We start from the raw sequence: 26,725 nt of genomic DNA, 5'->3' as shown, positions 1-26,725 counted from the left end.
GCTACCGCTCCCGCAGGCGGTCGGCGACGCGGCCCAGAGCGTCGCCGAGCAGCTCGATCTCCTCGCGCGACAGCACGTCGATCAGCGACTCCCGGACGACGCGGCGGTGCCCGGGGCGGACGCGTTCGAGCGCGGCGGCGCCCTCGTCGGTCAGCTCCGCCCACACCGACCGCCGGTCGGTCTCGCATCCGGTGCGCCGCACGAGCCCGGCCCGTTCGAGCTGCGTGACCTGGTAGGTCAGTCGGCTCTTGGAGATCATCACCTGGCGGGCGAGGTCGGACATCCGCAGCCGTCCGCCGTCGGCCCATCTCAGCCGCACCAGGACCTCGAACTCCGGATGCGAGAGCCCGCCGTCGCTCTTCAGCTGCCGCTCGACCTCGTGGTCCATGAGGTGCCCGGCGGCGAGGAACGCCATCCAGGCGCGCATCTCCGCGTCGTCGAGCGGCTCCCCCGCATCGCTCATGCGGTGATTCTAGTTGGCCTGGATCCGACCTGAAGTTTCTAGGTGGTCTGAAATTGAACGACCTCTGGTAGCGTTCCGTTAGTTCATATTTGAACCTTCAACCGGAGGAGAGGCATGCTCCCGTCTCGCCGACACCCCGACCTGCTCCACGCCGGGCTGCTCATCGGCCGACTGGTCCTCGGCGCGGTGTTCGTCGCGCACGGCTGGCAGAAGCTCAACGACACCGGGCACGCCGGCGTCACCGCGATGTTCGACGGCCTCGGCATCCCGCTGCCCGGCGCCGCCGCGACGTTCGCGACCTGGCTGGAACTGCTCGGCGGCGCCGCGCTGATCGTCGGCGTCCTCGTCCCGCTGGTCGGTGTGCTGCTCGCCGCGAACATGGCCGGCGCGTTCTGGTACGTCCACAAGGACGCCGGATTCTTCGCGGGCGACGGCGGTTACGAGTTCGTCCTCGTCCTCGGCGCCGTCGCCCTGCTGCTCGCGCTCACCGGGGCGGGCCGGTTCTCGCTGGACGCCGTCCTCTGGGGCGGGCGGCACCGCGCGGCGGACGCCCCGGAACGCGAGGGTGCGGCGGCCTGACCCGCCCCGCCCTGCGGGCCCTGCGCGTGTCGCGCGGGGCCCGCATTCGTCTGTTCCGCGCGTTCCGGCCGTCCTCCGGGTGCCACCATGAAGCCATGGACGACGGCGCCGGAGGCGCGCTGCGCCCGCGACCCGGCCGACCGCGCCCCTGCGGCCCGTGCGCCGGTGATCCTCGCCGCCGGCGCCTGGTGTGATCTGGATCACTTTTTAGCAAGGAACGACCGGCAAAGGTGACGTCCCGGTAAACATCGGTCACCTGGCGCGAAAGGGATGTGGCCCGCTCCAATCCCCCTCAGCGGCGGCCCCGCGTTCCTGACAGCGCCCTTTTCGCGTAACGATCTCTTTGCGTCGAAGTGACAAGATGTTCCCGATGACCGTTCCTGGGCATGGTGATCACTGAGGTTCCTGGAGAGGCGGGTCGCAGGTGTCGCGCGGTAGTGAGTTCGTGGTGGTGGCCAACCGGCTTCCGGTCGACCGGATCGTCGGAGAGGACGGCGCTCCGCGCTGGCGGCGGAGCCCCGGCGGGCTGGTCAGCGCGATCGCGCCGGTCATGCGGCGCCGGAACGGCACGTGGATCGGCTGGACCGGGGCGCCGGACGAGAGCCTGGAGCCGTTCGAGGAGGACGGCATGGCGCTCGTCCCGATCTCCCAGTCGGCCGAGGACGTCGAGCTTTACTACGAGGGTTTCTCGAACGCCACGCTGTGGCCGCTGTACCACGATGTGGTGGCGCCGCCCGTGTACGACCGCGCGATGTGGGACGCCTACGTGCGCGTCAACCGGCGGTTCGCGGAGGCGGCGGCGGAGGTCGCCTCCGAGGGCGGCATCGTCTGGGTGCAGGACTACCAGCTCCAGCTCGTCCCGGCGATGCTGCGCGACCTGCGCCCCGACCTGCGCATCGGGTTCTTCCTGCACATCCCGTTCCCGCCCGTGGAGCTGTTCTGGCAGCTCCCGTGGCGGCGCCGGATCCTGGAGGGGCTGCTCGGCGCCGACCTCGTCGGCTTCCAGCTCCCCGGCGCCGCGGCCAACTTCGTGCGCCTGTGCAAGCGGCTGCTCGACACCCGCAACGTCAAGCAGGACGTCCTGTGGGACGGCCGCGTCGTCCGCGCCCGCGCGTTCCCGATCTCGGTGGACGTCGGCGAGCTGGACGAGCTCGTGGCCCGGCCGGAGGTGCGGGAGCGCGCCGCCGAGATCCGCAGCGACCTCGGCGACTGCACGCTGCTGCTGGGGGTCGACCGGCTCGACTACACCAAGGGCATCCGGCAGCGGCTGCAGGCGTTCGGCGAGCTGTTCGAGGACGGCCACCTCAAGCCGGGCGAGGCCGCGTTCGTGCAGATCGCGACGCCGAGCCGCGAGCGCGTCGAGCAGTACCAGCTGCTGCGCGAGGAGATCGAGCAGGAGGTCGGCCGCATCAACGGCGAGTACGGCGAGATCGGTTTTCCGGTTGTGCACTATATGCACACGTCGTACGACCGTGCCGAGCTGGCCGCGCTCTACCTCGCCGCGGACGTCATGGTGGTCACCCCGCTGCGGGACGGCATGAACCTGGTGGCCAAGGAGTACGTCGCGTGCCGCGCGGACCTGCGCGGCGCGCTGGTGCTGAGCGAGTTCACCGGCGCCGCGGACGAGCTCAAGCGCGGCGCCTTCCTCGTCAACCCCTACGACATCGACGGCCTGAAGGAGCGGCTCCTGGACGCGCTCGGCGCCGAGCCCGCCGAGCTGGCGCGGCGGATGCGCTCGATGCGCCGGCGCGTGCTGGAGCACGACGTGGACCGCTGGGCCCACGCGTTCCTCAGTGAGCTGGAGCGTCCGGAGCGGGAGCGTCAGGACGACGTGCGGCCTCAGATCCTTCCGGTGCCGGAGGGCTGACCCGGCGGGCGAAGGCCGCCCACACCGACTTCCCTCCGGTCGCCAGCGGCGCCCAGCCCCAGGCGTCGCTGACCGCGCCGACCACCAGCAGGCCCCGGCCGCCCTCGACGAAGCGGTCGGGGTCCACCGTCGCGGGCTCGGGCGCGCGCCCGCTCGGGTCGGTCACCGCCACGACGAGCCGCCGCCGGTGGCCGATCAGGACGAGCTGGATCGGGCGCCGGGGCAGCGGCTGGGGGAGACCCTCCAGGCCGTGCCGCAGGGCGTTGGTGACCAGTTCCGAGACCGTGACGACGATGTCCGCGGCGTCGTCCGCCAGGCCCCACTCGCGGAGCGTGGCCTCGGCGAACTCGCGCGCCGCGCGGGGCGCGGTGATCTCGGCCGGCAGGACGTGCCGCGCCGTGCGCGGAGCGCCCTCGTGCGGCGTCGGCCAGCGCCCGGCCAGGCCGGGGTCCGGCACCGGGGCCGCGGGGACGGCGGGGCCGTCCATGGGCGCGTCCGCGTGCGCGGGGGCCGGCGCGTGCGCGTCCGGCCAGGGCGCGTGCCCGGCCGCGGCGTCCCGCGGCCGTAGGGCGTCCCCGGCGCCGCGGAGGGCGCCGTGCCTGGCGGCGTGCGCCGCGACGTCGTCTGCCTGGTCAACGGTCATGGTGTGAACCTCAGAGGCGAGCGGGTTGGTCACCGGCGAGCGTTCGCTATCTTGCTCCCCAAGTCGTGCAGATGCAAGACCGTCTGCACGAACGGGTGCAAGAACGAATGCAAGACCGAATGCACGTGCATCTCGTACCATGGTGTGGGGTGGGGCGAGATCGCGGCCTCCCTGCGGGGAGGCGGACACGCCTAGAGGGGGCAATGATGAACGGCCACCAGAAGCCGCCCGGCGGCGCTAGCCGCAACGGACTCGTCTGGCAGAAGAGCCGGCGGAGCAATCCGAGCGGCAACTGCGTCGAGCTCGCCGAACTCCCCAGCGGAGACATCGCCGTGCGCAACTCCCGGGATCCCGAGGGGGCCGTCCTCGTCTACACGCGCGAGGAGGTGGAGGCGTTCGTGGGCGGGGCCAAGGACGGTGACTTCGACCACATGCTGGTCTGTGCGGCCGAATAAACCGAATCCCATTCCATTCGGGGTTCCGGCCCGCTAACGTGCGGCTATGCACCTGGGGCAGATCGCCGCACAGACGCCCGACAAGCCCGCCGTGATCATGGCGGGCTCGGGCCGCACCGTCACTTACCGGGAACTGAACGAGGAGTCCAACCGGCTCGCGCAGCTGCTCCGCGCGGAGGGGCTGCGCCCGGGGGACCACATCGCGTTCATGCTCGAGAACCACCCGCTCTACCTGGCCATCGCCTGGGCCGCCCAGCGGTCCGGGCTCTACTACACGGCCGTGAGCTCACGGCTCGGCGCCGACGAGGTCGCCTACATCGTGGGCAACTGCGAGGCCAAGGTGTTCATCGCCGACGCGTCGATCCCGGCCGTCGCGCAGAACCCGCCGGACGTGCCGCTGCGCCTCATGCTCGGCGGCACGGCCCCCGGCTACGAGTCCTACGAGGACCGCGTCGCCGCGCACCCCGCCACGTCCATCGAGGACGAGTGCGAGGGCGTCGACATGCTCTACTCGTCCGGGACGACGGGCCGGCCCAAGGGAGTGAAGCCCGCCCTCAGCAAGGCGCCCATGGGCACGCCCGGGCCCCTGACCCAGCTGATCTCGCTGCTGTTCCAGCCCGACGGCGACTCGGTGTACCTGTCCCCGGCGCCGCTCTACCACGCGGCGCCGCTGCGCTACTGCATCACCTTCCAGCGCTTCGGCGCCACCGTCGTGGTGATGGAGAAGTTCGATCCCGAGGGCGCGCTCGCCGCCATCGAGAAGTACGGCGTCACGCACAGCCAGTGGGTCCCGACCATGTTCATCCGGATGCTGAAGCTCCCGGAGGAGACCCGCGCCCGGTACGACGTGTCGAGCCTGCGCGCCGCCGTGCACGCCGCGGCGCCCTGCCCCGTCCCGGTCAAGGAGCAGATGATCGACTGGTGGGGGCCGATCCTCCACGAGTACTACGCGGGCACCGAGGGCAACTGCTTCGTCTACACCGACTCCGAGGACTGGCTGACCCACAAGGGCACCGTCGGACGCCCCGTTTTCGGGCAGGTGCACGTGTGCGACGAGAACGGCGAGGAGGTCCCGCCCGGCACCCCCGGGACGCTGTACTTCGGCGAGGGGCCCGAGTTCGAGTACCACGGCGACGAGGACAAGACCGCGGCGTCCCGCGACCCGAAGGGGCGCGGCTGGAGCACCCTCGGCGACGTCGGCTACGTCGACGAGGACGGCTTCATCTACCTCACCGACCGCCGCGCCTACATGATCATCAGCGGCGGCGTGAACATCTACCCGCAGGAGGCCGAGAACGTCCTCGCCGTGCATCCGAAGGTCGCCGACGTCGCCGTCCTCGGCGTCCCGGACCCGGAGATGGGCGAGGCCGTCAAGGCGGTCGTCCAGCCCCTCGGCATGGACGACGCGGGCCCCGAGCTGGAGGCCGAGCTGATCGCCTACTGCCGCGACCGGCTCGCCCACTACAAGTGCCCGCGTTCGGTCGACTTCCGCGCCGAACTGCCCCGCCACCCCACCGGCAAGCTCTACAAGCGCCTGCTGAAGGACGAGTACTGGAAGGACGCGGCGGCGTCCTGAGACGGGACGAGCCCCGGTCCGGACGTCCCGGACCGGGGCTCGCGGCCGTGCGGCGGCCGATCAGTGCATCGGCATCGGCGCGTCGGCGGCCGCGGGGTTGTCCGGCTTGCGCCGGGGCAGCACCAGCGCCGGCAGGAAGGCCAGCAGCAGCAGGCCCGTCGCGTACCAGAAGGTGTTCTGGAACGCGTCCGCCATCGGCCCGACGATCTTCGCCATGACCTCCGCGGGCATCTCGCTCATCGCGGCCAGCCCGGCCTCTCCGCCCGAACCGGCCTCGCCGCCCGGCGTGGCCGGCAGCTGCGAGGCGAACTGGCGGGCCAGCAGCACCGACATCATCGCCGTGCCGATGGACGCCGCCACCTGCTGGATGATGTTCAGCATCGTGCTCGCGCGCGGCACCTCGTCGTGCACGAGCGGCTGGATGGCCGCGGCCATGGTCGGCATCATCGTCATGCCCATGCCGAGCCCCATCGCGAACAGCGTGGCGCCGAGCGCCCAGTAGGAGGTGTCCTCCTGGACTTGGAAGGCGAAGCCGCCGAGCGACAGGATCACGATGCTGAGACCGCCCAGCACGACCCGCCCGGGGCCGATCTTGTCGGTGAGCCGCCCGCCGATCGGCATCGTGACCATCGCGCCGAGGCCCTGCGGCGCCAGCAGCAGGCCCGAGGCCATGGCGGCCTCACCGCGCACCACCTGGTAGTACAGCGGCATCAGCAGCATGGCGCCCATGAACGCGACGGCGAACAGCACCATCGTCCCGGACGCGGCGGCGACCGAGCGGCGCTTGAGCAGCCGCAGGTCGATCAGCGGGTTCGCGGCGGTCAGCGCGCGGGCGACGAACCCGAGCACCAGCACCGCGCCGGCCAGCGTGAACGGCAGCGCCTCGGCGGCGAGGAAGTCGCTCAGCTCGCCGCCCTTCGCCAGGCCGTAGATCAGCAGGGCGAGACCGGGGGACAGCAGCAGCAGGCCGATGAGGTCCAGCCGCTCGGCCGGCTTCGGGGTGTCGGGCTTGAGGATCCTGGCGGCCAGGAACAGCGAGATGATGCCGATCGGCAGGTTGATGAAGAAGATCCAGCGCCAGGACACGTCGTCGACGAGGTAGCCGCCCAGGATGGGGCCGGCGATCGGGCCGAGCAGCATCGGGATGCCGACGATGCTCATCACCTGCCCGACCCGCTGCGGGCCCGCCGCCTGGGTCATGATCGTCATGCCCGCGGGCATGATCATGCCGCCCCCGAGGCCCTGCAGGATCCGGAAGGCGATCAGCGACTCGGCCGACCACGCGAGGCCCGCCAGCATCGAACCGATCACGAACAGCGCGATCGAGATCATGTACAGGCGCTTCGTGCCGAACCTCGCCGACGCCCAGCCCGTGATCGGGATCACGGTGGCCAGGGCGAGGGTGTACCCCGTCGCGACCCACTGGATGGTGGCGAGGGAGGTGTCGAACTCGGCGGTGAGCGCGTTGAGGGCGACGTTGACGACGGTCACGTCCAGGATGGACATGATCGCGCCGAGGACCACGACCCCGGCCACCGCGAACACGCCGCGGTCGAGACCTCCGGGTTCCGGTGCCTCCTGGGGTCCGTCCGCCGCCTTGGGAGACGCGGGAGCGGTCAACTTACGTTCCAATCGTTCGAGGCCCGCGCACGCGGGCACGCGGGGGCCGGGGATGGTTCACACGGGGATACGCAGCAAAATACTGCAGAGACTGACACTTTCGCGAACGGTTAAACCCGCAGGACTTCGGGAGTATTCCGTGCGGGTCGGACAATCTGGCCGGGTCTACGCTGCTCTCCGCGCTCCAGCCTCCGACCTCGACCGACCTTGAGGTCAACCGAATGTGACGGACGCGACATCCTATCCCTCACCTCCGCGTTCACCTCGAACCGACCGTGCCCCGACACAGACTCGCCGCGTCTCCGGAACTCACCGCCGCGGCCGACTCGATCTTCGGTCGCCGCCCGTCGGATACCCTCGGTGATGACGTGCGACGCACGGTGAACGAGATCTGGGAGGCGCGATGACCGTCCGGATGCCCGACGACCCGCTCGGCGAGGCGCTCCTCGCGCTGACGACCGGCACCTGGGTGTCGCAGGCCATCGGCGTCGCCGCCCGCCTGGGCGTCGCCGACGCCCTGGCCCGCGGGCCGCGCACCGCCGCGGACGCCGCCGCCTCCCTGGACGCCGACCCGCCCGCCCTGCACCGCCTGCTCCGCGCGCTCGCCGACGTCGGCCTCCTGAAGGACGACGGCGACGGCCGGTTCGCGCTCACCCCGCTCGGCGACCTGCTCCGCACCGAGGCGCCCGGGTCGCTGCGCGGGTGGGCGGAGATGCTCGGCTCCGCGTTCCACCGGTCGGCCTGGAGCGCCCTCGAGACGAGCGTCCGCACCGGTGAGCCCGCCTTCCCCCGCGCCCACGGCCGCGGCCTCTACGACCACCTGCGCGACCGGCCGTCCGACCGCGCCGTGTTCGGCGCCGCCATGGTGTCGGTGACCGGGCGCTTCCTCGCCCCGGCCGTCGCCGCCTGCGACTTCGCGCCCGCGAGCACGGTCGTCGACGTCGGCGGCGGCCGCGGCGCGGTCGTCGCCGCGGTGCTGGACGCCCACCCCGGGGTGCGGGGCGTGCTCTTCGACATGCCGCAGGTCATCGCCGCCGCGCCCGCCGGGCTCGCCGGCCGGTGCCGCCTCGTCTCCGGCGACTTCTTCCGGTCCGTGCCGGAAGGGGGCGACACCTACCTGCTCTGCAACGTCCTCCTCGACTGGGACGACGACCGCGCGGCCCGCGTCCTCGGCAACTGCCGCCGCGCGATGAACCCCGGCGGGCGCGTCCTCATCGGCGAGGCGGTGCCCGTCGGCGAGGCCGACCGCTCCGACCGGCCGACCCCGGCCCCCTGGATCGACCTCGAGATGCTCGTCATGACCGACGGCGGCCGCCAGCGGACCCGGCCGGAGTACGAGCGCCTCCTCGACCGCGCGGGCCTGCGGCTGACCGGCGTCCCGGCCCGGGGCGCCGCCTTCGCCGTCCTGGAGGCCCGCCCCGCGGACCGCCCGGTCGAGGACTGAGCGCCGCGACGGTCCCGCGCCGCGGCGCCGGCCCGACGTCTGACCTCGCCTCATGTCCCTTCCCACCGGCTGGACGCTCGAGCGGGTCCGCGCGGTGTCGGGCTGCGCCCGCGCCGCGGTCCTCACCGCCGAGGCCGCCGCCGCCCTCGACGTCCGGGAGGTCGACGGCCGCGCCGAGGCGCCCGTCGCCCCGCACACGATCGATCTGGTGCTGACCTTCGACGGGCTCTGCCTCGTCCGCGCCGAGGGGGAGTGGCTCATGGGCGGCGTCGACGACGACGGCTCGGTGCTGTGCTGGGCCTCCTACGGCGACGACCTGTACGAGGCGCTGCGAGGGCTGTGAAACGGCACCGAGCCCGGCGCGGCCCGGCGACGCGGGGCGCCGCCGGGCCGCGGCCTCAGCCCATGCTCTTGGCGCCGTCCAGGGCCTCGCGGATGATGTCGGCGTGGCCGGCGTGCTGCGCGGTCTCGGCGACGATGTGCATCAGCACCCGGCGGGCGCTCCAGTACGCGCCGGGCTCGAACCACGGGGCGCGGGGGAGCGGCTGGGCGGCGTCCAGGTCGGGGAGCTCGGCGACGAGCGCGTCGGTGCGGCGCGCGACCTCGTCGTAGCCGGCGAGGACGTCGGCGAGGGTCTCCTCGGGGAGCAGCCGGAACTCGTCGTTCCGGCGGGCGAAGTCCTCCTCGGTCATGGTGTCGAAGTCGCCCATCGCGGCCGGGCCCTCCACGATGAAGTCCGCCCAGCCGCGCTCGACGGCGGACACGTGCTTGATCAGGCCGCCCAGGGTCAGCTCGCTCTCGGTGCTCCGCGTCCGGGCCTGCTCGTCGGTGAGGCCGCGGACGGTGAAGCGCAGGAAGTGCCGGTGCTTGCCCAGCATCGCCAGCAGGTCGGCGCGCTCACCGGAGAGGGTGATGGTGTCGCTCATGGGCCTCGCCTTCCGTTGTTTCCGTTCGACAAGACTCACGCTACGAGGCACAACGGTCAGTTTTTGACCGCAATGCGGCAGTATTCGGGTATGGCGAACACGAGCTCGCGGACGCTCCGGCTGCTGTCCCTGCTGCAGAGCCACCGGTACTGGCCGGGGGACGAACTCGCCGAGCGGCTGGGCGTCTCGCCGCGCACGCTGCGCCGGGACGTCGACCGGCTGCGCGAGCTGGGCTACCCGGTGGAGGCGCGGCGCGGGGTCGACGGCGGCTACCAGCTCGCGGCGGGCGCCGCGCTGCCGCCGCTGGTGATCGACGACGAGGAGGCGGTGGCCCTGGTCGTCGGGCTGCAGGCCGCCGCCCAGGGCGCCGTGGAGGGCATCGCCGAACCGTCGGTGCGGGCGCTGGCGAAGGTCGTGCGGGTGATGCCGGCGCGGCTGCGGCGCCGGGTCGAGGCGCTGAGCGCGATGACGGTGCCCGCCGCGTGGGGCGGCGCCGACCGGGCGGCCGTCGACCCGGGGACGCTCACCGAGGCCGCGGTGGCGTGCCGGGACGCCGAACGGGTCCGGTTCGCCTACACCGCGGACGGCGGGCGCCGCACCGACCGGCACGTCGAGCCGCACCGGCTCGTCCGGCTGGGGCGCCGGTGGTACCTGGTCGCCTACGACCTCGACCGGAGCGACTGGCGCAGCTTCCGCGTCGACCGGCTCACCGGGCTGCGCGGAACGGGCGCCAGGTACCGGCCGCGCGACCTGCCGGCGGACGACGCCGCCGCGTTCGTCCGCGCCGGACTGGACGAGCTGCCCCGCCCGCACGCGGTGGAGGCGCTGGTGGACGCGCCCGCCGCGGCGGTGCGCGACCTGATCGGCCGCTGGAGCACGGTCGAGGAGGTGGACGCCGGCCGCTGCCGGGTGCGCATCACCGCCGGCTCGCTGGACTGGGCGGCGATGGCGCTCGGCTCGGTCGGCGCCGACTTCCGCGTCCTCCACCCGCCGGAGCTGCGCGAGCACCTCCGCGAGTGGGGGACGCGGTTCCTCCGGGCCTAGGCCGGGGGCAGGCCCAGGGCGCGGGCGATCAGCATGCGCTGGACCTCGGACGTGCCCTCGCCGACCTCGAGGATCTTCGCGTCCCGGTAGAAGCGGCCGACGGCGTACTCGTTCATGAAGCCGTAGCCGCCGAAGATCTGCGTGGCGTCGCGGGCGTTGTCCATGGCGGCGTTCGACGCGACGAGCTTGGCGATCGCCGCCTCCTTCTTGAACGGCTCGCCCGCCAGCAGCCGGGCGGCGGCCGCGTAGTAGGCCAGCCGGGCGGTGTGGGCCCGCGTCTCCATGTCGGCGATCTTGAACTGGACGGCCTGGTAGCGCCCGATCTCCTTGCCGAACGCCTCGCGCTCGCGGACGTAGCGCAGGCACTCGTCCACGCAGCCCTGCGCGAGGCCGACCGACAGCGCGGCGATCGCGATGCGGCCCTCGTCCAGGATGCGGAGGAACTGCGCGTAGCCGCGGCCGCGCTCGCCGACGAGGTTCTCCGCGGGGACGCGGACGTCGTCGAAGGACAGCTCGCGCGTGTCGGACGCCGACCAGCCGACCTTCGAGTACTTGCGCCCGACGGTGAAGCCCGGCGTGCCGTTCGGGACGATGATCGTGGAGATCTCGCCGTCGCCGGTGAAGGCCGTCACGGTGACGAACGCGGTGATGTCCGTGCCCGAGTTCGTGATGAACGACTTCGACCCGTTGATCACCCACGAGTCGCCGTCGAGCCGGGCCGTGGTGCGCATGCCGCCCGGGACGTCCGAGCCGCCGCCCGGCTCGGTCAGGCCGAACGCGGCGAGCCGCTCGCCCGACGTCAGCATCGGCAGCCAGGCGGCCTTCTGCTCGGGCGAACCGAACCGGTAGATCGGCATCGCGCCCAGCGACACCCCGGCCTCCAGGGTGATCGCGACGGACGAGTCGACGCGCGCGAGCTCCTCGAGGGCGAGGCAGAGCGCGAAGTAGTCGCCGCCCATGCCGCCGTGCTCCTCGGGGAACGGCAGGCCGAACAGGCCCATCTTCCCCATCGCGGCGACGATGTCGTAGGGGAACTCGCCGCGCTCGTACAGGTCGCCGATCACCGGGGCGACCGTCTCGCGGGCGAACCGCTCGACGGTGCTCCGCAGTTCCTCCTGCTCGGCGCTCAGGTTGAAGTCGATCATCATTGCTCCGTTTCGGGGGACAGGGCCTGCACGACGCGGGACGGGCTCGGACGGCCGAGCCGCTCGGCCATCCACCGGCTGGTCGCCGCGAGTCCGTCGAGGTCGATGCCGGTGTCGATGCCGAGGCCGTGCAGCATCCACACGAGGTCCTCGGTGGCGAGGTTGCCGGTGGCGCTCTCGGCGTACGGGCAGCCGCCGATGCCGCCGGCGGACGCGTCGACGACCGCGACACCGGCGCGGAGCGCGGCGAGCGTGTTGGCGAGGGCCTGCCCGTAGGTGTCGTGGAAGTGGACGGCGAGCCGCTCGGGGCCGATCCCGGCCGCGCCGAGCGCCTCGATCAGCGCGGTGACGTGCCCGGCGGTGCCGACGCCGATGGTGTCGCCGATGCTGAGCTGCGAGCAGCCGAGCTCCATCAGCCGGGACGCGACGGACACGACCTGCTCGATCGGGACGTCGCCCTCCCACGGGTCGCCGAACGCCATCGACACGTAGGCCCGCACCCACAGGCCCTGCGCGCGCGCCCGCTCGACGACCGGCGCGAACATCCCGATGGACTCGTCCACCGTCCGGTTGAGGTTGCGCCGCGCGAACGACTCGGTCGCGCTGCCGAACACGGCGATCTCGGTGACGCCGTTGGCGAGCGCCCGGTCCAGGCCCCGGGCGTTCGGGACGAGGACCGGGTACCGCAGGTCGGGCGAGCGGGGCAGGACGGCCAGCAGATCCTCGGCGTCCGCTAGCTGGGGCACCCACTCGGGGTGGACGAAGCTGGTCGTCTCGATCGTGCGCAGCCCCGCGTCCGCGAGCCGGGTGACGAACTCGGCCTTGACGGACGCCGGCACGATCGCCTTCTCGTTCTGCAGGCCGTCCCGGGGCCCGACCTCGTAGATCGTGACCCGCTCGGGCAGGCCCGGCAGCGGTGTGCGCATCGTCATGCCTCCTCGATCACGGCCAGCACCGCGTCCAGGGCGACCTGGACGCCGGCGCGGACCGGCAGCTTCGCCACGACGCCCGCGCCGGGCGCGGTGACGGTGTGCTCCATCTTCATCGCCTCGACGACCACCAGCGGCTGCCCCTCCGCGACGCGGTCGCCCTCGGCCGCCTTGACGGCCAGGACGGTCCCGGGCATCGGGCTGCGCAGCACGCCGTCGCCCGCGCCGGCCGCCGCCGCGCCGCCCTCGGCGGCGACGTGCTCGCCGAGCGCCCACGCGCGCCCCTCGCGGCCGAGCCACAGCGTGTCGCCGTCGCGGGCGGCGGCGAACGCGATCGTCCGTCCGGCGTAGGTGAGGGTCGTGCCGCGCAGGGACGCCTCGACGGGCTCGCCGTCGCCGACGCGGACCCGCGCGGCCGACGCGCGGCCCTGCACCCGCACCTCGACCGGCTCCCCGCCCGCGGGCGTGATGATCCAGCGCGCCCAGGCGTGCTCGCCGGGCCGCCAGCCGTCGGGGATCGTCCACGGGTCGTCGCCGGACTCGAGGGCGTGCATCCGCTCCAGCGCGGCGGCGGCGAGCGCCTCCGGCGGGACGGACCCGTCGCCGACGAGGTCGTCGAGGGCGCGCTCGACCAGGCCGGTGTCGACGTCGCCGGACACGACGTCCGGGTGCCGCAGCAGCGACCGCAGGAACGCGACGTTCGTCGGGACGCCGAGCAGCGTGTACCCGGCCAGCGCCCGGTCGAGCCGGTGCAGGGCCTCGGCGCGGTCCGCGCCGTGGACGATCACCTTCGCGAGCATCGGGTCGTAGGAGCCGCCGACCTCGGTGCCGACGTCGAGCCCCGAGTCGACCCGCACGTCCGGTTCGTCCAGGGCGAGGACGCGCCCGCCGGTCGGCAGGAAGCCGCGCGCCGGGTCCTCGGCGTAGACGCGGGCCTCGATCGCGTGCCCGTCGAGGCGGACGCCGTCCTGCGCGAACGGCAGCGGCCGCCCGGCCGCCACGCGGAGCTGGAGTTCGACCAGGTCGAGGCCGGTGACGAGTTCGGTCACCGGGTGCTCGACCTGGAGCCGGGTGTTCATCTCCATGAAGAAGAACTCGTCGGGCCGGTCGGCCGACACGATGTACTCGACCGTCCCCGCGCCGGTGTACCCGACGGCCAGCGCGGCGGCGACGGCGGCGGCGCCCATCCGCTCGCGGGCCGCCGCGTCCAGCAGCGGCGACGGCGCCTCCTCGACGATCTTCTGGTGCCGCCGCTGCAGGCTGCACTCGCGCTCGCCCAGGTGGACGGCGTTGCCGTGCGCGTCCGCGAACACCTGGATCTCGATGTGCCGGGGGTTCTCCACGAACCGCTCGACGAGGAGGGTGTCGTCGCCGAACGAGCCGCGCGCCTCGCGCCGGGCGGACGCGACCGCGTCCGGCAGGTCCGCCGCGTCCCGCACCAGCCGCATGCCCTTGCCGCCGCCGCCCGCCGACGGCTTGAGCAGCACCGGCAGGCCGATCTCCAGCGCGGCGGCCCGCAGCTCCTCGTCGGACAGGCCCGCCTCGTCCCGTCCGGGGACGACCGGGACGCCGGCCGCGGCGACCGTCCGCTTCGCGCGGATCTTGTCGCCCATCGCCTCGATGGCCTCGGCGGGCGGGCCGATGAACACCAGGCCCGCGTCGCCGCAGGCCCGCGCGAACGCCGTGTTCTCCGCGAGGAACCCGTACCCGGGGTGGACGGCCCGCGCGCCCGCCGCGCGGGCCGCGCCGATCACCGCCTCGACGTCCAGATAGGACGGGACGAGCAGCGCTTCGTCCGCTTCGCGCACGTGCCGGGCCCCCGCGTCGGCCGCGGTGTGGACGGCCACCGACCGCACGCCGAGCCGCCGCAGCGTGCGGAACACGCGGACGGCGATCTCACCCCGGTTGGCGACCAGGACGCTGTCGAACATCAGACCCTCACATCCGGAAGACGCCGTAGCCGACCGGCTCCAGCGGTGCGTTCGCCGCGACCGACAGCCCGAGCCCGAGCACCCGCCGGGTGTCGCGCGGGTCGATCACCCCGTCGTCCCACAGCCGCGCCGTGGAGTAGTACGGATTCCCCTGGTCCTCGTACTGCTCGCGGATCGGCGCCTTGAACCTCTCCTCGTCCTCGGCGGGCCAGTCCTCGCCGCGCGCCTCCATCTGGTCGCGCCGGACGGTCGCCAGGACGCTCGCGGCCTGCTCGCCGCCCATGACCGAGATGCGGGCGTTCGGCCACATCCACAGGAACCGGGGGGAGTACGCCCGGCCGCACATGGCGTAGTTCCCCGCGCCGAACGAGCCGCCGATCACGACGGTGAACTTGGGGACGCGCGCGCACGCCACGGCCGTCACCATCTTCGCGCCGTGCTTGGCGATGCCGCTCGCCTCGTACTCGCGCCCCACCATGAACCCGGTGATGTTCTGCAGGAACACCAGCGGGACGCTGCGGCGGTCGCACAGCTCGATGAAGTGCGCGCCCTTCTGCGCCGACTCGCCGAACAGGATGCCGTTGTTGGCGACGATCCCGACCGGGTGCCCGTGGATGCGCGCGAAGCCGGTGACGAGCGTCGTCCCGTACTCCTTCTTGAACTCCTGGAACCGGCTGCCGTCCACGATCCGGGCGATGACCTCGCGGACGTCGTACGGCGTGCGGGCGTCCGGCGGGACGACCCCGTACAGCTCGGACGGGTCGACGGCGGGCTCCTCGGACGGCGCGACGTCCCAGGGGCGGGGCGCGCGCGGCCCGAGCGTCCCGACGATGTCGCGGACGATCCGCAGCGCGTGCGCGTCGTCCTCGGCGAGGTGGTCGGTGACGCCGGACGTGCGGGAGTGCAGCTCGCCGCCGCCCAGCTCCTCGGCCGTCACGACCTCGCCCGTCGCGGCCTTCACCAGCGGCGGGCCGCCGAGGAAGATCGTGCCCTGGCCGCGGACGATCACGGCCTCGTCGCTCATCGCCGGCACGTACGCGCCGCCCGCGGTGCAGGAGCCCATGACGGCCGCGATCTGCGGGATGCCGCGCTCCGACATCGTGGCCTGGTTGAAGAAGATGCGGCCGAAGTGCTCGCGGTCGGGGAACACCTCGTCCTGGCGGGGCAGGAACGCGCCGCCGGAGTCGACCAGGTAGACGCAGGGGAGGCGGTTGTGGAGCGCCACCTCCTGCGCCCGCAGGTGCTTCTTGACCGTGACCGGGTAGTAGGTGCCGCCCTTCACGGTCGCGTCGTTGGCGACGACCACGCACTCGCGGCCGGAGACGCGGCCGACCCCGGTGATGATCCCGGCGCCGGGCGCCTCGTCGCCGTACATGCCGGCCGCGGCCAGCGGCGACAGTTCGAGGAACGGCGAGCCGGGGTCGAGGAGCGTGTCGACGCGGTCGCGGGGCAGCAGCTTGCCGCGCGCGACGTGCCGTTCGCGGGCCCGTTCGGGACCGCCGCGCCCGGCGCGGTCCACGTGCTCGCGCAGCTCCGCGACCAGCGCCTCGTTGTGCGCGGCGTTGGCCTTGAACGCCTCGCCCGCGACGTCGGCGCGCGTGCCGATCTCGGGTCCGGTCATGGTGCCCTTCCCTGTTAATGCTCGTTAACAACTCCGATGTTAATGCTCATTAACTGCGTTCGTCTACACTTGCCGCATGACCTCCCGACCCGCCGGGGCGGCCCCGGACGCGCCCGGACCCGCGGCGCCGCCGAACCCGCGCCGGGCGGAGCTCCTCGCCGCCGCCGCCGAACTGTTCGCGCGCCGCGGCTACCACGGCACGTCCATCGGCGACGTCGGCCGCGCCGTCGGGCTCACCGGCCCCGCCCTCTACCGGCACTTCCGCGGGAAGGAGGCGGTCCTCGCCGAGATGCTGCTGGACATCAGCGAACGCCTGCTCGCCGAGGGGGCCCGCCGCGCCGCCGACCCCGACCCCTCCCGCGCGCTGGACGGGCTGCTGCGCTGGCACATCGCGTTCGCGCTGGACAACCCCGCGCTGATCACCGTGCACGAGCGCGAACTCGACAACGTCCCCGAGGAGCAGCGGCACCGCGTCCGCCGGCTGCAGCGCGCGTACGTGGAGGAGTGGGTCGGCGTCCTGCGCCGCCGGACGCCCGCGCCGCCCGACGACCGCACCCGCGCGGCCGTCCACGCCTGCTTCGGGCTCCTCAACTCCACCCCGCGCAGCGCGGCCGGCCTGGACCGCGCCGCGATGGCCGACCTCCTGCACGCCATGGCCCGCTCGGCGCTGGACGGTGTGGCTCTGGACGGTGCCGGACCCGGACGGGCCTAGCGGCGCTCTGCCAGCAGCGCGGCGTAGTCGAGCGCGCCCGCGCGCACGGCCCCGTGGACGGCCCGCGCGAGCCGCGCGCCCCACATCGAGCGCGGTCCCGCGAACGGCTCGGGCGTCCCCGCCTCCGGGACGACGACGCACACGGCGTCCGACGCGGTGCCCGTGCACGGGAACCCGGCCTCCAGAAGCGCCTGCGTCTTCGCCTCCGTCGCCGTGACCACCGCGTTCACCAGCGCCGCGTCGGTCAGCGGGACCGGCAGCACGGCGAGGATGTTGATCGTTCCGGGCCGCGGCGGCACGGCCGCGGGCGGCCCGCCGCGCGGGGGCGGAGGGCCGTCGAGCCGCATCGGCGCCAGCTCGGGGTCGGGCGCGCCCGCCGGGGCCGCCGCCCACGTCGGGACCCGCAGCCCGACGGTCGCCGCGACGCCGACGCCGCCGTCCGCGCCGCGGACCGTCCGGTCGACGGCGGCGGCCGTCAGCATCCCGACGCCCGGGCCGTCCAGGCCGTGGGACGCGGCGAGCTCGTGCAGGTGCGCGACCGGGTCGGTGCGCGAGTAGCCGCCCGGGACCTGCGCGTTCAGCACCCAGCGGACCGGCCCGATGCCGCCGCCGACCATCGCCGACGAGATCGCGCGGCGCCCGCCGCCCGCCCGCCACACGGTCGAGGCGAGCCGGGCGCCGTCCTCCGTCCGCCAGGTCCGCTCGAGGGTCGGCGACGCTTCGCTCATGGGCGCTCCAGGGAGAGGACGGGCCGCCCGCCGGGGCCCTCGGCGACGTGGACGCGCGCGTCGAAGTGCTCCTCGATCGCGTCCCGGGTCAGGACCTCGCCGGGCGTCCCGGCCGCCGCGACCCGGCCGCCCGACAGCAGGACCAGCGCGTCGGCGTACTGCCCGGCCAGCGTCAGGTCGTGGATGGTCGTCACCACGGTCAGCCCGTCCGACAGCCGCAGCCGGTCGATCAGCTCCATCACCTGCTGCTGGTGGCCGATGTCGAGCGCGGACGTCGGTTCGTCCAGCAGCAGGACGGACGTCTGCTGCGCGAGCGCGCGCGCCAGGACCACACGCTGGCGCTCGCCGCCCGAGAGGTGGTCCAGAGCGCGCCCTGCGAAGGGCGTGAGGTCGAGGCGGTCGAGCACCTCGCTCACTATCGCCCGGTCCCGCGCGCTCTCTCGGCCGAGGTGAGGGATATAGGGGGAGCGGCCCAGCAGCGTGTAGTCGAAGACCGTCATCCCGAGCGGAAGGTTCGGCGCCTGCGGCGCGTACGCGACCACCCGGGCCCGCTGCCGCGGCTTGAGGGCCCGCAGGTCCTCGCCCGCGACCCGCACCTCGCCCTCGACCGGCAGCAGCCCGAGGACCGAGCGCAGCAGCGTCGACTTGCCCGCCCCGTTCGGCCCGATCACCGCCGTCCACGAACCGGCCGGGACGTCCAGCGACACCCCGGCGAGCACCGGCCGTCCGCCCAGCTCCACGCCGAGCCCCCGCACACCGACCGTCACGTGTCCACCTGCCTGCGGCTCGCGCGCAGCACCGCGACGAAGAACGGCCCGCCGACGAACGCCGTCACCACGCCCAGCGGCAGCTCGCCGGGCGCGACGACGGTCCGCGCGATCAGGTCGGCGACCGCCAGGAACGCCGCGCCGCCGAGCAGCGACAGCGGCAGCACCACCCGGTAGGAGCCGCCGGCCAGCCGCCGCACCACGTGCGGCACCACGATGCCGACGAACCCGATCAGCCCGCTGACCGCGACCGCGCACGCCGTCGCCAGCGACGCCGCGACCAGGACCGTCAGCCGCACCCGCTGCGCCGACAGCCCGAGCGACGCGGCCTCCTCGTCGCCGACGCTCAGCACGTCCAGCAGGCGGCCGTGCGCGAGCAGGACGATCGTCGAGACCAGCGCGTACGGGCCGATGAGGGCGAGCTGCGCCCAGTCGGCGCCGCCGACCCCGCCGAGGATCCACGCGTAGATCCGGTTCAGCTCCTCCGACCCGAGCTGCTGCAGGAACGTCTGCACGGCCGCGAGGAACGACGACACCGCCACCCCGGACAGGACGAGCGTCGCCGCGCCGCCCGCCGCGTTCGCCGTCCGGCCCAGCGCGTACGCGAGGACCACGCCGAACAGGGCCCCGGCGAACGCGGCGAGCGGCACCCCGTACCCGAGGTCGCCGTGCAGCAGCACGATCACCAGCGTCGCCCCGACGCCCGCCCCCGAGGCGGCGCCGAGGAGGTACGGGTCGGCGAGCGGGTTGCGGAACACGCCCTGGTAGCCGGCCCCGGCCATGGCGAGCATCCCGCCGACCAGCGCCGCCATCAGCACCCGGGGGAGCCGCAGCTCGAACAGCACGTTCTCCTCGATCACCGACAGGCCGGAGTCGAGGCGCACGAACGGCAGCCGGTCGGCGAGCGCCGCGAGCACCCCGCCGAGCGGCAGGTCCGCGGCGCCCGCGAACAGGCCGGTCAGCAGGACGGCCGCCAGCAGGGCGGTCGCCGCGCCGAGCGGCACCGGCCGCAGCCGCGCCTGCACGCGGCCGGCGTCCGGTTCCGTCCGGGGGGCGGTCCGGGCGTCGGACCGGGGGATCCGGACCTTCACGGCCGAGCGCCCTCCGTCCCGGTCGTCACCGGACCTTCTGGACGGCGTCACCGATCGACTTCACGAACTCCGGCAGGCGCGGGCCCCAGCGGGACGCGACGTCGTCGTCGAGCTCCACCACGCCGCCGTCCGCGACGGCCTTCAGGTCGCCCCACCCGGGGCGCTCGGCGACCGTCCCGGCGTTCTGCCCGCAGCACCGGGTGTCGGCGAGGAACACGAGGTCGGGGTCCTGCTCGAGCAGGTACTCGCGGGACAGCTGCGGGTAGCCGCCGCTGGCGCCCTCGGCCGCGTCCGCGATGTTCTTCAGGCCGAACAGCCCGTACACCTGGCCGATGAACGTCTTGGACGTCACGGTGTGCAGCTGGTCGTCCAGCTCGTGGTAGTACGTCAGGTCGCCGGAGCCGCCCGCCGCGGCGACGCTCCGCTCGATGTCCGCGCGCATCGTCTTGACGAGCTCGGTCGCCTCGGCCTCGTGCCCGGTGGCCTTCCCGAGGTCGGCGATCTCGTCGTACGCCTCGTCGAGGTTCGTCGCGGCCGGCTCCAGCAGGACCGGGACGCCCACCTTCTCCAGGGCCTTGACGATGCCGTTCATATCGTCGGACAGGACGACCAGGTCGGGCTCGTACCCGATGATCGCCTCCGCGTTCGGCTTGAAGCCCGACAGCTTCGTGCGCGGCGCGTTCTGGGGGTGCGTGGAGTACTCGTCCACCGCGACCACCTGGGGGCCGGCGCCGATCGCGTACAGCGTCTCGGTGTGCGTGGGGGACAGCGACACGATCTTCCCGGGCTTCTCCGGGATCTGGACCGCGCCGTTGGCCGCCTGGACGGTGACGGCGCCGCCCGCGGCGGCCTCCTTCTCGCCGCCTCCGCCGCCGCACGCCGAGGCGAGCGTCACGACGCCGAACACGATGGCCGCGCCGAGCGCGCGTACGGGTCTCACAGGAGCCTCCTGGATGCAGGGAAGCCGCGGCCCGCGCAGGACGGATCGCCCTTCCACGAGGTCGATGGTCGTCGGCGCGCGCGGAGGCGACCTGGCTCGGCCTTCTCTAGGGAGGCACCACAGTTGCGGGACAGCGCCGGGTTCGCACCGGACTTCGCTCCGGGCACGCTTGGACCGCAAGGTTATCAGCAGGTAAATCGGCGCTCCGCGCCGCGTATCGGTGTGAGCACCCGTCAGGCGGCCGGCCTGACGGAGCGCGCGAGGCCCGCCTCGCGCGCTCCGGCCGCTTCGCCGACCCCGGCGGCAGCCTCTACGGGATCACCGCGCCGTGAGCGACTTCAGGAACCCGCGCGTCCGAGCCCGGTCCTCGCCCGGCATGAACTCCCCGGCCACGAAGTCGGTGACGCCCGCGGCGTCCAGCTCCTCCAGCCGGGCGCCGACCGCGTCCTCGTCCCCGATGATCGCGAGGTCCTCCGGGCCCTTCGCCCCCTCCCGGTCCATCATCGCCCGGTAGGAGGGCAGCGTCCCGTACACCTCGAACGCCATCGCCGCGCGTTCCCGCGCGCGCTCCGCGTCGTCCGTGACGCAGACGGGGAGCACGCAGACGATCCGCGGGGCGGGCCTGCCCGCGGCCTTGGCGGCGTCCGTGATCGTTGGCGCGATGTGGTCGCGCACGGTCGCGGGCCCCGTCATCCACAGCACCGTCCCGTCCGTCCGGTCCGCCGCCAGCTTCAGCATCTTCGGGCCCAGCGCGGCCAGCAGCACGGGCACCCGCCCCTCGTTCGGCACGCTGAGCGAGATGTGCCCGCGCACCGTGTCGCCGTCGAACGCCGCCGTCTCGTCGTTCAGCAGCGGCAGCAGCACCGACAGGTACTCGTCCATGTGCCGCAGCGGACGTCCGAAGTCGAACCCGTACATGTCCTCGATGACGACCTTGTGCGACAGGCCGATGCCGAGCGTCAGCCGTCCGTCCAGCGCGAGCGCCACCGTCCGCGCCTGCTGCGCCATCGCCGCCGGATGCCGCGGATACGACGGGACGACCGCCGTCCCGAGCTCGATCCCCGGGACGCCGCTCCCCGCGACGGCGAGCGCCGTCAGCGCGTCCATCCCGAAGATGTTCGACATCCACGCCGACGCGAACCCGTCGTCCGCGGCCCTGCGGACGTCGTCCCCCAACCTGGCGAGGGCGTCCGGCCCGCTCCGTTCGCCGAGCGAAACACCGATGCGCATGCATCCTCCTGATCAGTTCAACCGCCGGGCGCGTACCGCTCCGCGGTCTCCCGGTCCCGTTCGGCCCACCGGCGGTGCCGCAGGGCGGCCTCCAGGTGCAGTTCGGCCTCTTCCGGGTGCGCCGCGGCCATCCGTTCCAGCAGTATCGCGGCACGCTCGTGCGCGCGCGCAGACGACGCGATCACGCCGTCCGGCGACGTCCCCTCCCGCCGCTGCGGCCGCGCCTTCATCCTCGTCGCATGGTCGCCGCCCGACCGACCAGCCCTCCCGACACGATCGCCTACCTACCCCGCGACCCGGCTGTTCAGCCCGCATTCCGCTGCGCGATCATCGGAGGCGTGCCGACTCCCGAACCGCTCACCCTCTACACCGCCGACCGCGTCCGCATCGACGCCGGGCACTTCCGGGGCCCGGACGGCCTCTGCTTCGTGCTCGCGCACGGGTTCACCTGCTCGTGGCGGCAGCCCGCGCTGCGGCGCATCGCCGGGGTCCTGAACCGCTTCGGGGGCGTCGTCGGCCTCGACTTCCGCGGCCACGGCGCGTCCGGGGGCCGCTCCACCGTGGGCGACCGCGAGGTCTTCGACCTCGAGGCGGCCGTCGGCGCCGCCCGTCGCCGCGGCTACGGGCGCATCGTCGTCACCGGGTTCTCCATGGGCGGCGCCATCGCGGTCCGGCACGCCGCCCTGCACGGCGGCGTCGACGCCGTCGTCTCCGTCAGCGCCCCCGCCCGCTGGTACTACCGCGGCACCGTCCCGATGCGGCGGGTCCACTGGGCCGTCGAGCGCCGCAGCGGCCGGCTCGCCGTCCGGCTCGCCCGCGGCACCCGCATCGCCCCCAGGGGCTGGGACCCCGTTCCCGAGGCCCCGCACGAGCTCGCCGGCCGCATCGCGCCCGTCCCGCTCCTGGTCGTCCACGGCGACGCGGACGCCTTCTTCCCGCTGGAGCACGCCCACCAGCTCTACGGGGCCGCCCGGGAGCCGCGCGAACTGTGGGTCGAGCCGTCCTTCGGGCACGCCGAGGTCGCCGCCACCCCCGACCTGATCACCCGCATCGCCCGGTGGGCCGTGGACGCCCGCCCCGGTCCGGTGACGGCCGAACCGGCACACTGACGCCGCGCCCGCTCGCCATACCGTGAACGGGCGGAGCCAAGAACGCCTCCATATGCGACATACCGGGGCGAAAATGGGCGCCGAATCGAAGTTATCCACAATTTCTCGAGCCCTTCCACGCCCCATCGCCGGGCGGGCAGCATCGTCTCCATGAACGGCTTCACACTCACCTGGAAACGCGGCCCCGGAAACCTCGTCACCCCCATCGGCCGGGACGTCTACTACGTCCCCGTCAAGGGAGCGTCGCTCGAGACGCGGGCCGCCATGCTCAGCAGCCTCCTCCCCGACGAGGTCGTGATCGCCCGCCGCACGGCCGCCTGGCTCTGGGGCCTCGACGTCTTACCCCCGGGCGTGCGCGAGGCCGACTGGCCCGTCGACCTCGTCGACCCGTCCGACCCCGAGACGCCCATGCCCGCCGAGCACACCGTGGAGAGAGAACATGTACGGCTCACCTCACCGGCCCGCACCGCCCTCGACTGCGCCCGCTGGCTGCCCCGCTGCGAGGCCGTCGCCGGCCTCGACCAGTTCCTCAGGCGCGGCGTCGAGGCCGCCGAGCTCAGGAAGATGGCCCGCACCCTCCCGGGCTACCGGGGCAACACCCGGCTCGGCGAGGTCCTCCGCCTCGGCGACCGCGGATCCGCGTCACCCGGCGAGAGCTGGACCAAGGTCGCCGTCGTCGACGCCGGATTCCCCCGCCCGGCCTGCCAGGTCCCGGTCATGGGCCCCAACGACCGCATGCTCTACGTGGACCTCGGCTACGCGGATTTCCGCGTCGGCCTCGAATACGACGGCGAACGGCACCACACCGGCGCGGCCGCGCGCACCCGCGACCGCCGACGCCGCAAATGGCTCGCAGAGGAGATGAAGTGGGAACTGATTCCCGTCACCCGCGATTTCCTGTCCCGTCCGGCCCCCTTTTTGGAGGCGCTCCTGACCGCACTCCTGCACCGCGGTTGGACCCCGGACGACGCCACTTTGACCCGCATCACCGAACGCCTGCGCTCCCTCTCCCGCCCCCGCCGCTGCTGACCCCGAGCCCCTGCCTCGCCGGCGACGTCGAAAGGCAGGCAACCGGACGAACAACCACCACCGGTGAGCCGCCAACAGGAGCCGGAATTCCCGGCTCAGGCGGTCGCCGACTGACGCTCCGCGCGCAGCGGCGCCGGCGCCGCGAACCAGGTGACGATCTCCTCCAGCATCCGGGTGAGGGGGCGGCGTGGTGCGGGGCGGAGGTGCAGGCGCCGGGTCGGTCGGGTCGGCCGGTTCCGTGACGGTGAAGTCGGTGAACATCGACAGTGCGACTGGGCGGGCACGTCGGCGATCTTCAGCTCTCCCATAATCCGGCGCAGTTGCTCCACCGCACGGATGCCGCCGCCGGTGCCGTAGCCGACGAACCCGGCCATCGTGGAGATTCCCGGTCGCCGCGCGTGTGCGAACGGGCGTGCAGCGCTCACAAGGCTCGTCCGAGATGCTCCGTATTATTCGGCCGTCGGGACCGTCGGGACCGGCGTCGGACCGAGAAACGGAGTTGGCATGCACCTTCGTGATGTCGAGCCGGGTGATGTCGACGCGTACGTCCGGATGCGGTGCGACCCGGTGATGATGGCCGAACTCGGCGGCCCGCTCGCGCGCGAGGGCATCGAGGAGAAGGTCCGCAGAGACGTGCGGGACGCGGCGTCGGGTGCGGCCCGGATCAAAATGATCGTCCCGGACGGTTCCGGTGCCGTGGCCGGGACCGTGTCGCTGTGGTCGCACGAGAAGGACGGTGAGCGGCTGTCCGAGATCGGCTGGATGGTGCTGCCGGAGTTCCAGGGCCGCGGGCTGGGCCGGCGGGCCGTCCGCATGCTTCTCGAACAGGAGCGGGACGAGGACCGCTGGGGCCTCGTGCACGCGTTCCCCGGCGTGACGAACGCCCCTTCGAACGGCATTTGCCGCTCGCTCGGCTTCACCCTGGTAGGGGAGCGGGACGTCCTCTTCGCCGGTAAGACCATCCGCTCGAACCACTGGGTGATCGACCCGCGTTCGCTCCGCTGACCTTAAGCCGCACCCCCGGGCGTCGGGTATCGCGTCAAGTATCGACGTCCGGCGCCGCGCCGCCGCAAGGCCGGCTCGGGACCGGAGTTCGGGCCCGCCTCACGTGTATCGAAGGGCGTACCCGGTGCGGCTCGGACCGGGTGAGGGTCATCGCTCCGATGCTGAGCGGTGGTCGAGTTGGGCGGAGAGGCGTTTGGGGGCGATCAGGCGGTAGCTGTCTTCGATCAGCTCGGCCAGCTCGTCCCAGTCCTGGTCGACGTCCAGGCGTGCGCCCACCCAGCCCTTGGCGCCGACGTAGGGAGGCCGGTAGAAGCGTTCGGGGTTCTCGGCGATGAGCGCCTCCTGGACGCCCGGAGCGGCCTTGAACGTGATGGAGAGTTCGTCCTCGAACGTCATCACGAAGAGTTTGTCCCGCACTCGGAAGGAGGGCGCGGTGTGATCGCCGAAGGGCTTCTCGACCGCCTCCGGCAGCGACAGGCAGATCTCCCGCAGGCGCTCGAACGTGTCCATGGCTCCGTCCTTCCCCAGTGGTCGCGCGGAGGGAATCGTACGGCGCGGGTACGACAAACCGTTCCCGGCGCGCCCGCTGCCCGCTCGGAAAGAGTTCTTCCGTTTGACGGAACCTCGGCTGACGTGCGCGGTCGGCTCCCGACATGGTCGTCGTGACCGAACGCCGTAGAACGCCGGAGGGGCCGAGTGGCCGCGGACAACGCCATCGAGACCGAGGTCGTCGTCGCCGAGAGGACGGACCTGGCCGACGGCATCGTGGGGCTGACCCTGCGGGCCGCGGACGGGGGAGCGCTGCCGCCGTGGCGCCCCGGTGCCCACATCGACGTGCTGCTCGAGGGCGACCTCGTGCGGCAGTACTCGCTGTGCGGCGACCCGGCGGCCGGGACGTGGCGGTTGGGCGTCTTCAAGGAGGGGCCCGGCTCGACGTTCGTGCACGAACGCGTCCGGCCCGGAGACCGGCTGCGGACGCGCGGGCCGCGCAACAACTTCGCGCTCGAGGACGCGCCGCGGTACCTCTTCCTCGCGGGCGGTATCGGCATCACGCCGATCCTGCCGATGGTCGCGGCGGCCGAGGCGGCGGGCGCGGACTGGCGGCTGGTGTACGGCGGGCGCAGGCTCTCCGCGATGGCGTTCCGCGACGAGCTGGCCCGCTACGGGGACCGCGTCGAGCTGCGGCCGCAGGACGAGTCCGGGCTGCCCGACCTGGACGCCGCCCTCGCCACGGTCGAACCGGGGACGCTCGTGTACTGCTGCGGCCCGGAGCCGATGATCGCGGCCGTGGAGGAGCGCTGCGGGGAGCGGGCGCCCGGCGCCCTGCGCACCGAGCGGTTCGCCGCCCGCCCCGACACCGGTCCCCGGGAGGCGTTCGAGGTCGAGCTCGCCCAGAGCGGCAAGACGGTCGAGATTCCGGCGGGCTGCTCCATCCTCGAAGCCGTCGAGAAGGCGGGTGTCGGCGTCCTCTCCTCGTGCCGCGAAGGGACCTGCGGCACCTGCGAGACGGTCGTCCTGGAGGGGGAGCCCGACCACCGCGACTCCGTCCTGACCGATGCGGAGCGCGCGGACGGCGGCTTCATGATGATCTGCGTGTCCCGCTCTCGAGGCCCGCGCCTCGTCCTCGACCTCTGACCCGCGCCCGTACCCCGCACCCGCTCACCCCACCGACTCGAGCCCCGTCTTGGGCCTCATCCGCCGGAACGGGCATGTCGCCCCGTCACCGCTGCCTGTGCCCTCCTGGCGCCGCCGCCCCTGTTCCGGACGCCGCCGCCTGTTGGTCCCGCGTTGTCGGTATGTCGGCTCGCTTTCCGCCGATGGTCGGCGGTCTCGGGCCGTCGGGTCGTGGGTTGGGGGACGGGGGGCAGGTG

At 73.4% G+C, this 26,725-nt stretch carries 28 protein-coding genes; 12 read left to right on the top strand and 16 right to left on the bottom strand.

What is annotated here, in order from left to right:
- Nucleotide 1 precedes the first annotated feature (1 nt).
- Complete coding sequence (locus tag DMH08_RS19265; RefSeq protein WP_125616581.1) at nt 2-463, bottom strand: MarR family winged helix-turn-helix transcriptional regulator; 462 nt, start codon at nt 461-463, stop codon at nt 2-4.
- A gap of 114 nt (nt 464-577) precedes the next feature.
- Here DMH08_RS19265 and DMH08_RS19260 point away from each other — a divergent pair, with 114 nt between their 5' ends.
- Together DMH08_RS19260 and DMH08_RS19255 are read left to right on the top strand one after the other, a co-directional pair.
- Nucleotides 578-1,042: a DoxX family protein gene (locus DMH08_RS19260; RefSeq protein WP_125616578.1), complete on the top strand. Its 465-nt coding sequence runs from the start codon at nt 578-580 to the stop codon at nt 1,040-1,042.
- A 424-nt stretch (nt 1,043-1,466) separates the two neighbouring features.
- A complete protein-coding gene (locus DMH08_RS19255) occupies nt 1,467-2,909 on the top strand; it encodes an alpha,alpha-trehalose-phosphate synthase (UDP-forming) (protein WP_051300521.1) in 1,443 nt (480 codons plus the stop codon).
- On the opposite strand, the gene DMH08_RS19250 is transcribed toward DMH08_RS19255, so the two are convergent.
- Entirely contained in the window at nt 2,833-3,552 is a 720-nt protein-coding gene (locus DMH08_RS19250; RefSeq protein WP_051300522.1) for an ATP-binding protein, read from the bottom strand. The genes DMH08_RS19255 and DMH08_RS19250 overlap by 77 nt on opposite strands.
- Before the next feature lie 206 nt (nt 3,553-3,758).
- On the opposite strand from DMH08_RS19250, the gene DMH08_RS19245 reads away from it, so the two are divergent.
- Complete coding sequence (locus tag DMH08_RS19245) at nt 3,759-4,007, top strand: DUF397 domain-containing protein (protein ID WP_125616575.1); 249 nt, start codon at nt 3,759-3,761, stop codon at nt 4,005-4,007.
- A gap of 46 nt (nt 4,008-4,053) precedes the next feature.
- On the top strand, nt 4,054-5,583 hold the full coding sequence (locus tag DMH08_RS19240) for an acyl-CoA synthetase (RefSeq protein WP_125616572.1): 1,530 nt from the start codon (nt 4,054-4,056) through the stop codon (nt 5,581-5,583).
- Between the two features lie 60 nt (nt 5,584-5,643).
- Here DMH08_RS19240 and DMH08_RS19235 read toward each other — a convergent pair whose 3' ends face one another.
- Complete coding sequence (locus DMH08_RS19235; protein ID WP_125616569.1) at nt 5,644-7,203, bottom strand: DHA2 family efflux MFS transporter permease subunit; 1,560 nt, start codon at nt 7,201-7,203, stop codon at nt 5,644-5,646.
- A 403-nt stretch (nt 7,204-7,606) separates the two neighbouring features.
- Between DMH08_RS19235 and DMH08_RS19230 the strand changes: the two genes are divergently transcribed.
- Together DMH08_RS19230 and DMH08_RS19225 are read left to right on the top strand one after the other, a co-directional pair.
- Nucleotides 7,607-8,647 (top strand): methyltransferase, encoded by a 1,041-nt coding sequence (locus tag DMH08_RS19230; RefSeq protein WP_026401921.1) that lies wholly within the window; start codon nt 7,607-7,609, stop codon nt 8,645-8,647.
- Between the two features lie 52 nt (nt 8,648-8,699).
- A complete protein-coding gene (locus DMH08_RS19225) occupies nt 8,700-8,990 on the top strand; it encodes a hypothetical protein (protein WP_026401922.1) in 291 nt (96 codons plus the stop codon).
- A 55-nt stretch (nt 8,991-9,045) separates the two neighbouring features.
- Here the strand turns inward: DMH08_RS19225 and DMH08_RS19220 are convergent, their stop codons facing one another.
- A complete protein-coding gene (locus DMH08_RS19220; RefSeq protein ID WP_125616566.1) occupies nt 9,046-9,573 on the bottom strand; it encodes a DinB family protein in 528 nt (175 codons plus the stop codon).
- A 90-nt stretch (nt 9,574-9,663) separates the two neighbouring features.
- On the opposite strand from DMH08_RS19220, the gene DMH08_RS19215 reads away from it, so the two are divergent.
- On the top strand, nt 9,664-10,617 hold the full coding sequence (locus DMH08_RS19215; RefSeq protein ID WP_125616563.1) for a helix-turn-helix transcriptional regulator: 954 nt from the start codon (nt 9,664-9,666) through the stop codon (nt 10,615-10,617).
- Here DMH08_RS19215 and DMH08_RS19210 read toward each other — a convergent pair.
- Genes DMH08_RS19210 through DMH08_RS19195 form a run of 4 tightly spaced genes read right to left on the bottom strand, consistent with a single transcriptional unit; the run spans nt 10,614 to nt 16,243 of the window.
- Nucleotides 10,614-11,762: an acyl-CoA dehydrogenase family protein gene (locus tag DMH08_RS19210; RefSeq protein ID WP_026401925.1), complete on the bottom strand. Its 1,149-nt coding sequence runs from the start codon at nt 11,760-11,762 to the stop codon at nt 10,614-10,616. The genes DMH08_RS19215 and DMH08_RS19210 overlap by 4 nt on opposite strands.
- Nucleotides 11,762-12,688, bottom strand: coding sequence for a hydroxymethylglutaryl-CoA lyase (locus DMH08_RS19205; protein ID WP_199747892.1), 927 nt, complete (start codon nt 12,686-12,688; stop codon nt 11,762-11,764). The genes DMH08_RS19210 and DMH08_RS19205 overlap by 1 nt, the downstream gene beginning before the upstream one ends.
- A gap of 2 nt (nt 12,689-12,690) precedes the next feature.
- Nucleotides 12,691-14,622, bottom strand: a complete 1,932-nt coding sequence (locus DMH08_RS19200; RefSeq protein WP_125616557.1) for an acetyl/propionyl/methylcrotonyl-CoA carboxylase subunit alpha — start codon at nt 14,620-14,622, stop codon at nt 12,691-12,693.
- A gap of 7 nt (nt 14,623-14,629) precedes the next feature.
- Nucleotides 14,630-16,243, bottom strand: coding sequence for a carboxyl transferase domain-containing protein (locus DMH08_RS19195; protein WP_026401928.1), 1,614 nt, complete (start codon nt 16,241-16,243; stop codon nt 14,630-14,632).
- 76 nt (nt 16,244-16,319) lie between these two features.
- Here DMH08_RS19195 and DMH08_RS19190 point away from each other — a divergent pair, with 76 nt between their 5' ends.
- A complete protein-coding gene (locus DMH08_RS19190; protein ID WP_026401929.1) occupies nt 16,320-16,955 on the top strand; it encodes an SACE_7040 family transcriptional regulator in 636 nt (211 codons plus the stop codon).
- Here DMH08_RS19190 and DMH08_RS19185 read toward each other — a convergent pair.
- The 6 genes from DMH08_RS19185 to DMH08_RS19160 all read right to left on the bottom strand — a co-directional run bounded on the left by DMH08_RS19185 (nt 16,952) and on the right by DMH08_RS19160 (nt 21,941).
- Nucleotides 16,952-17,683, bottom strand: a complete 732-nt coding sequence (locus tag DMH08_RS19185) for an adenosylcobinamide amidohydrolase (protein WP_125616554.1) — start codon at nt 17,681-17,683, stop codon at nt 16,952-16,954. The genes DMH08_RS19190 and DMH08_RS19185 overlap by 4 nt on opposite strands.
- Nucleotides 17,680-18,450, bottom strand: a complete 771-nt coding sequence (locus DMH08_RS19180) for an ABC transporter ATP-binding protein (protein ID WP_125616551.1) — start codon at nt 18,448-18,450, stop codon at nt 17,680-17,682. The genes DMH08_RS19185 and DMH08_RS19180 overlap by 4 nt, the downstream gene beginning before the upstream one ends.
- Nucleotides 18,447-19,475 carry a FecCD family ABC transporter permease gene (locus DMH08_RS19175; protein WP_026401931.1) on the bottom strand — a complete coding sequence of 343 codons (1,029 nt, stop codon included), beginning with the start codon at nt 19,473-19,475 and terminating at the stop codon, nt 18,447-18,449. The genes DMH08_RS19180 and DMH08_RS19175 overlap by 4 nt, the downstream gene beginning before the upstream one ends.
- Nucleotides 19,476-19,566: 91 nt before the next feature.
- Entirely contained in the window at nt 19,567-20,481 is a 915-nt protein-coding gene (locus DMH08_RS19170; RefSeq protein ID WP_125616548.1) for an ABC transporter substrate-binding protein, read from the bottom strand.
- A 318-nt stretch (nt 20,482-20,799) separates the two neighbouring features.
- Nucleotides 20,800-21,711, bottom strand: a complete 912-nt coding sequence (locus DMH08_RS19165; protein WP_125616545.1) for an LLM class F420-dependent oxidoreductase — start codon at nt 21,709-21,711, stop codon at nt 20,800-20,802.
- A gap of 17 nt (nt 21,712-21,728) precedes the next feature.
- A complete protein-coding gene (locus DMH08_RS19160) occupies nt 21,729-21,941 on the bottom strand; it encodes a hypothetical protein (protein WP_026401934.1) in 213 nt (70 codons plus the stop codon).
- Between the two features lie 108 nt (nt 21,942-22,049).
- Between DMH08_RS19160 and DMH08_RS19155 the strand changes: the two genes are divergently transcribed.
- Nucleotides 22,050-22,820: an alpha/beta hydrolase gene (locus DMH08_RS19155; RefSeq protein ID WP_233617684.1), complete on the top strand. Its 771-nt coding sequence runs from the start codon at nt 22,050-22,052 to the stop codon at nt 22,818-22,820.
- Nucleotides 22,821-22,970: 150 nt separating this feature from the next.
- A complete protein-coding gene (locus tag DMH08_RS19150) occupies nt 22,971-23,849 on the top strand; it encodes a hypothetical protein (RefSeq protein ID WP_125616539.1) in 879 nt (292 codons plus the stop codon).
- Nucleotides 23,850-23,944: 95 nt separating this feature from the next.
- On the opposite strand, the gene DMH08_RS41065 is transcribed toward DMH08_RS19150, so the two are convergent.
- Nucleotides 23,945-24,223 carry a hypothetical protein gene (locus DMH08_RS41065; RefSeq protein ID WP_199747890.1) on the bottom strand — a complete coding sequence of 93 codons (279 nt, stop codon included), beginning with the start codon at nt 24,221-24,223 and terminating at the stop codon, nt 23,945-23,947.
- Nucleotides 24,224-24,353: 130 nt separating this feature from the next.
- On the opposite strand from DMH08_RS41065, the gene DMH08_RS19140 reads away from it, so the two are divergent.
- Nucleotides 24,354-24,854 (top strand): GNAT family N-acetyltransferase, encoded by a 501-nt coding sequence (locus DMH08_RS19140; protein ID WP_125616536.1) that lies wholly within the window; start codon nt 24,354-24,356, stop codon nt 24,852-24,854.
- A 147-nt stretch (nt 24,855-25,001) separates the two neighbouring features.
- On the opposite strand, the gene DMH08_RS19135 is transcribed toward DMH08_RS19140, so the two are convergent.
- Entirely contained in the window at nt 25,002-25,364 is a 363-nt protein-coding gene (locus DMH08_RS19135; RefSeq protein ID WP_125616533.1) for an MmcQ/YjbR family DNA-binding protein, read from the bottom strand.
- A gap of 186 nt (nt 25,365-25,550) precedes the next feature.
- Between DMH08_RS19135 and DMH08_RS19130 the strand changes: the two genes are divergently transcribed.
- Nucleotides 25,551-26,489 (top strand): PDR/VanB family oxidoreductase, encoded by a 939-nt coding sequence (locus DMH08_RS19130; protein WP_233617683.1) that lies wholly within the window; start codon nt 25,551-25,553, stop codon nt 26,487-26,489.
- Nucleotides 26,490-26,725: the final 236 nt, after the last annotated feature.

Origin of the sequence: Actinomadura sp. WAC 06369, assembly GCF_003947565.1 — a bacterium.
Taxonomy (GTDB): domain Bacteria; phylum Actinomycetota; class Actinomycetes; order Streptosporangiales; family Streptosporangiaceae; genus Spirillospora; species Spirillospora rifamycini.
The sequence above is the reverse complement of the archived record's forward strand: the minus strand, read 5'-3'. Positions and strand labels throughout refer to the sequence as shown.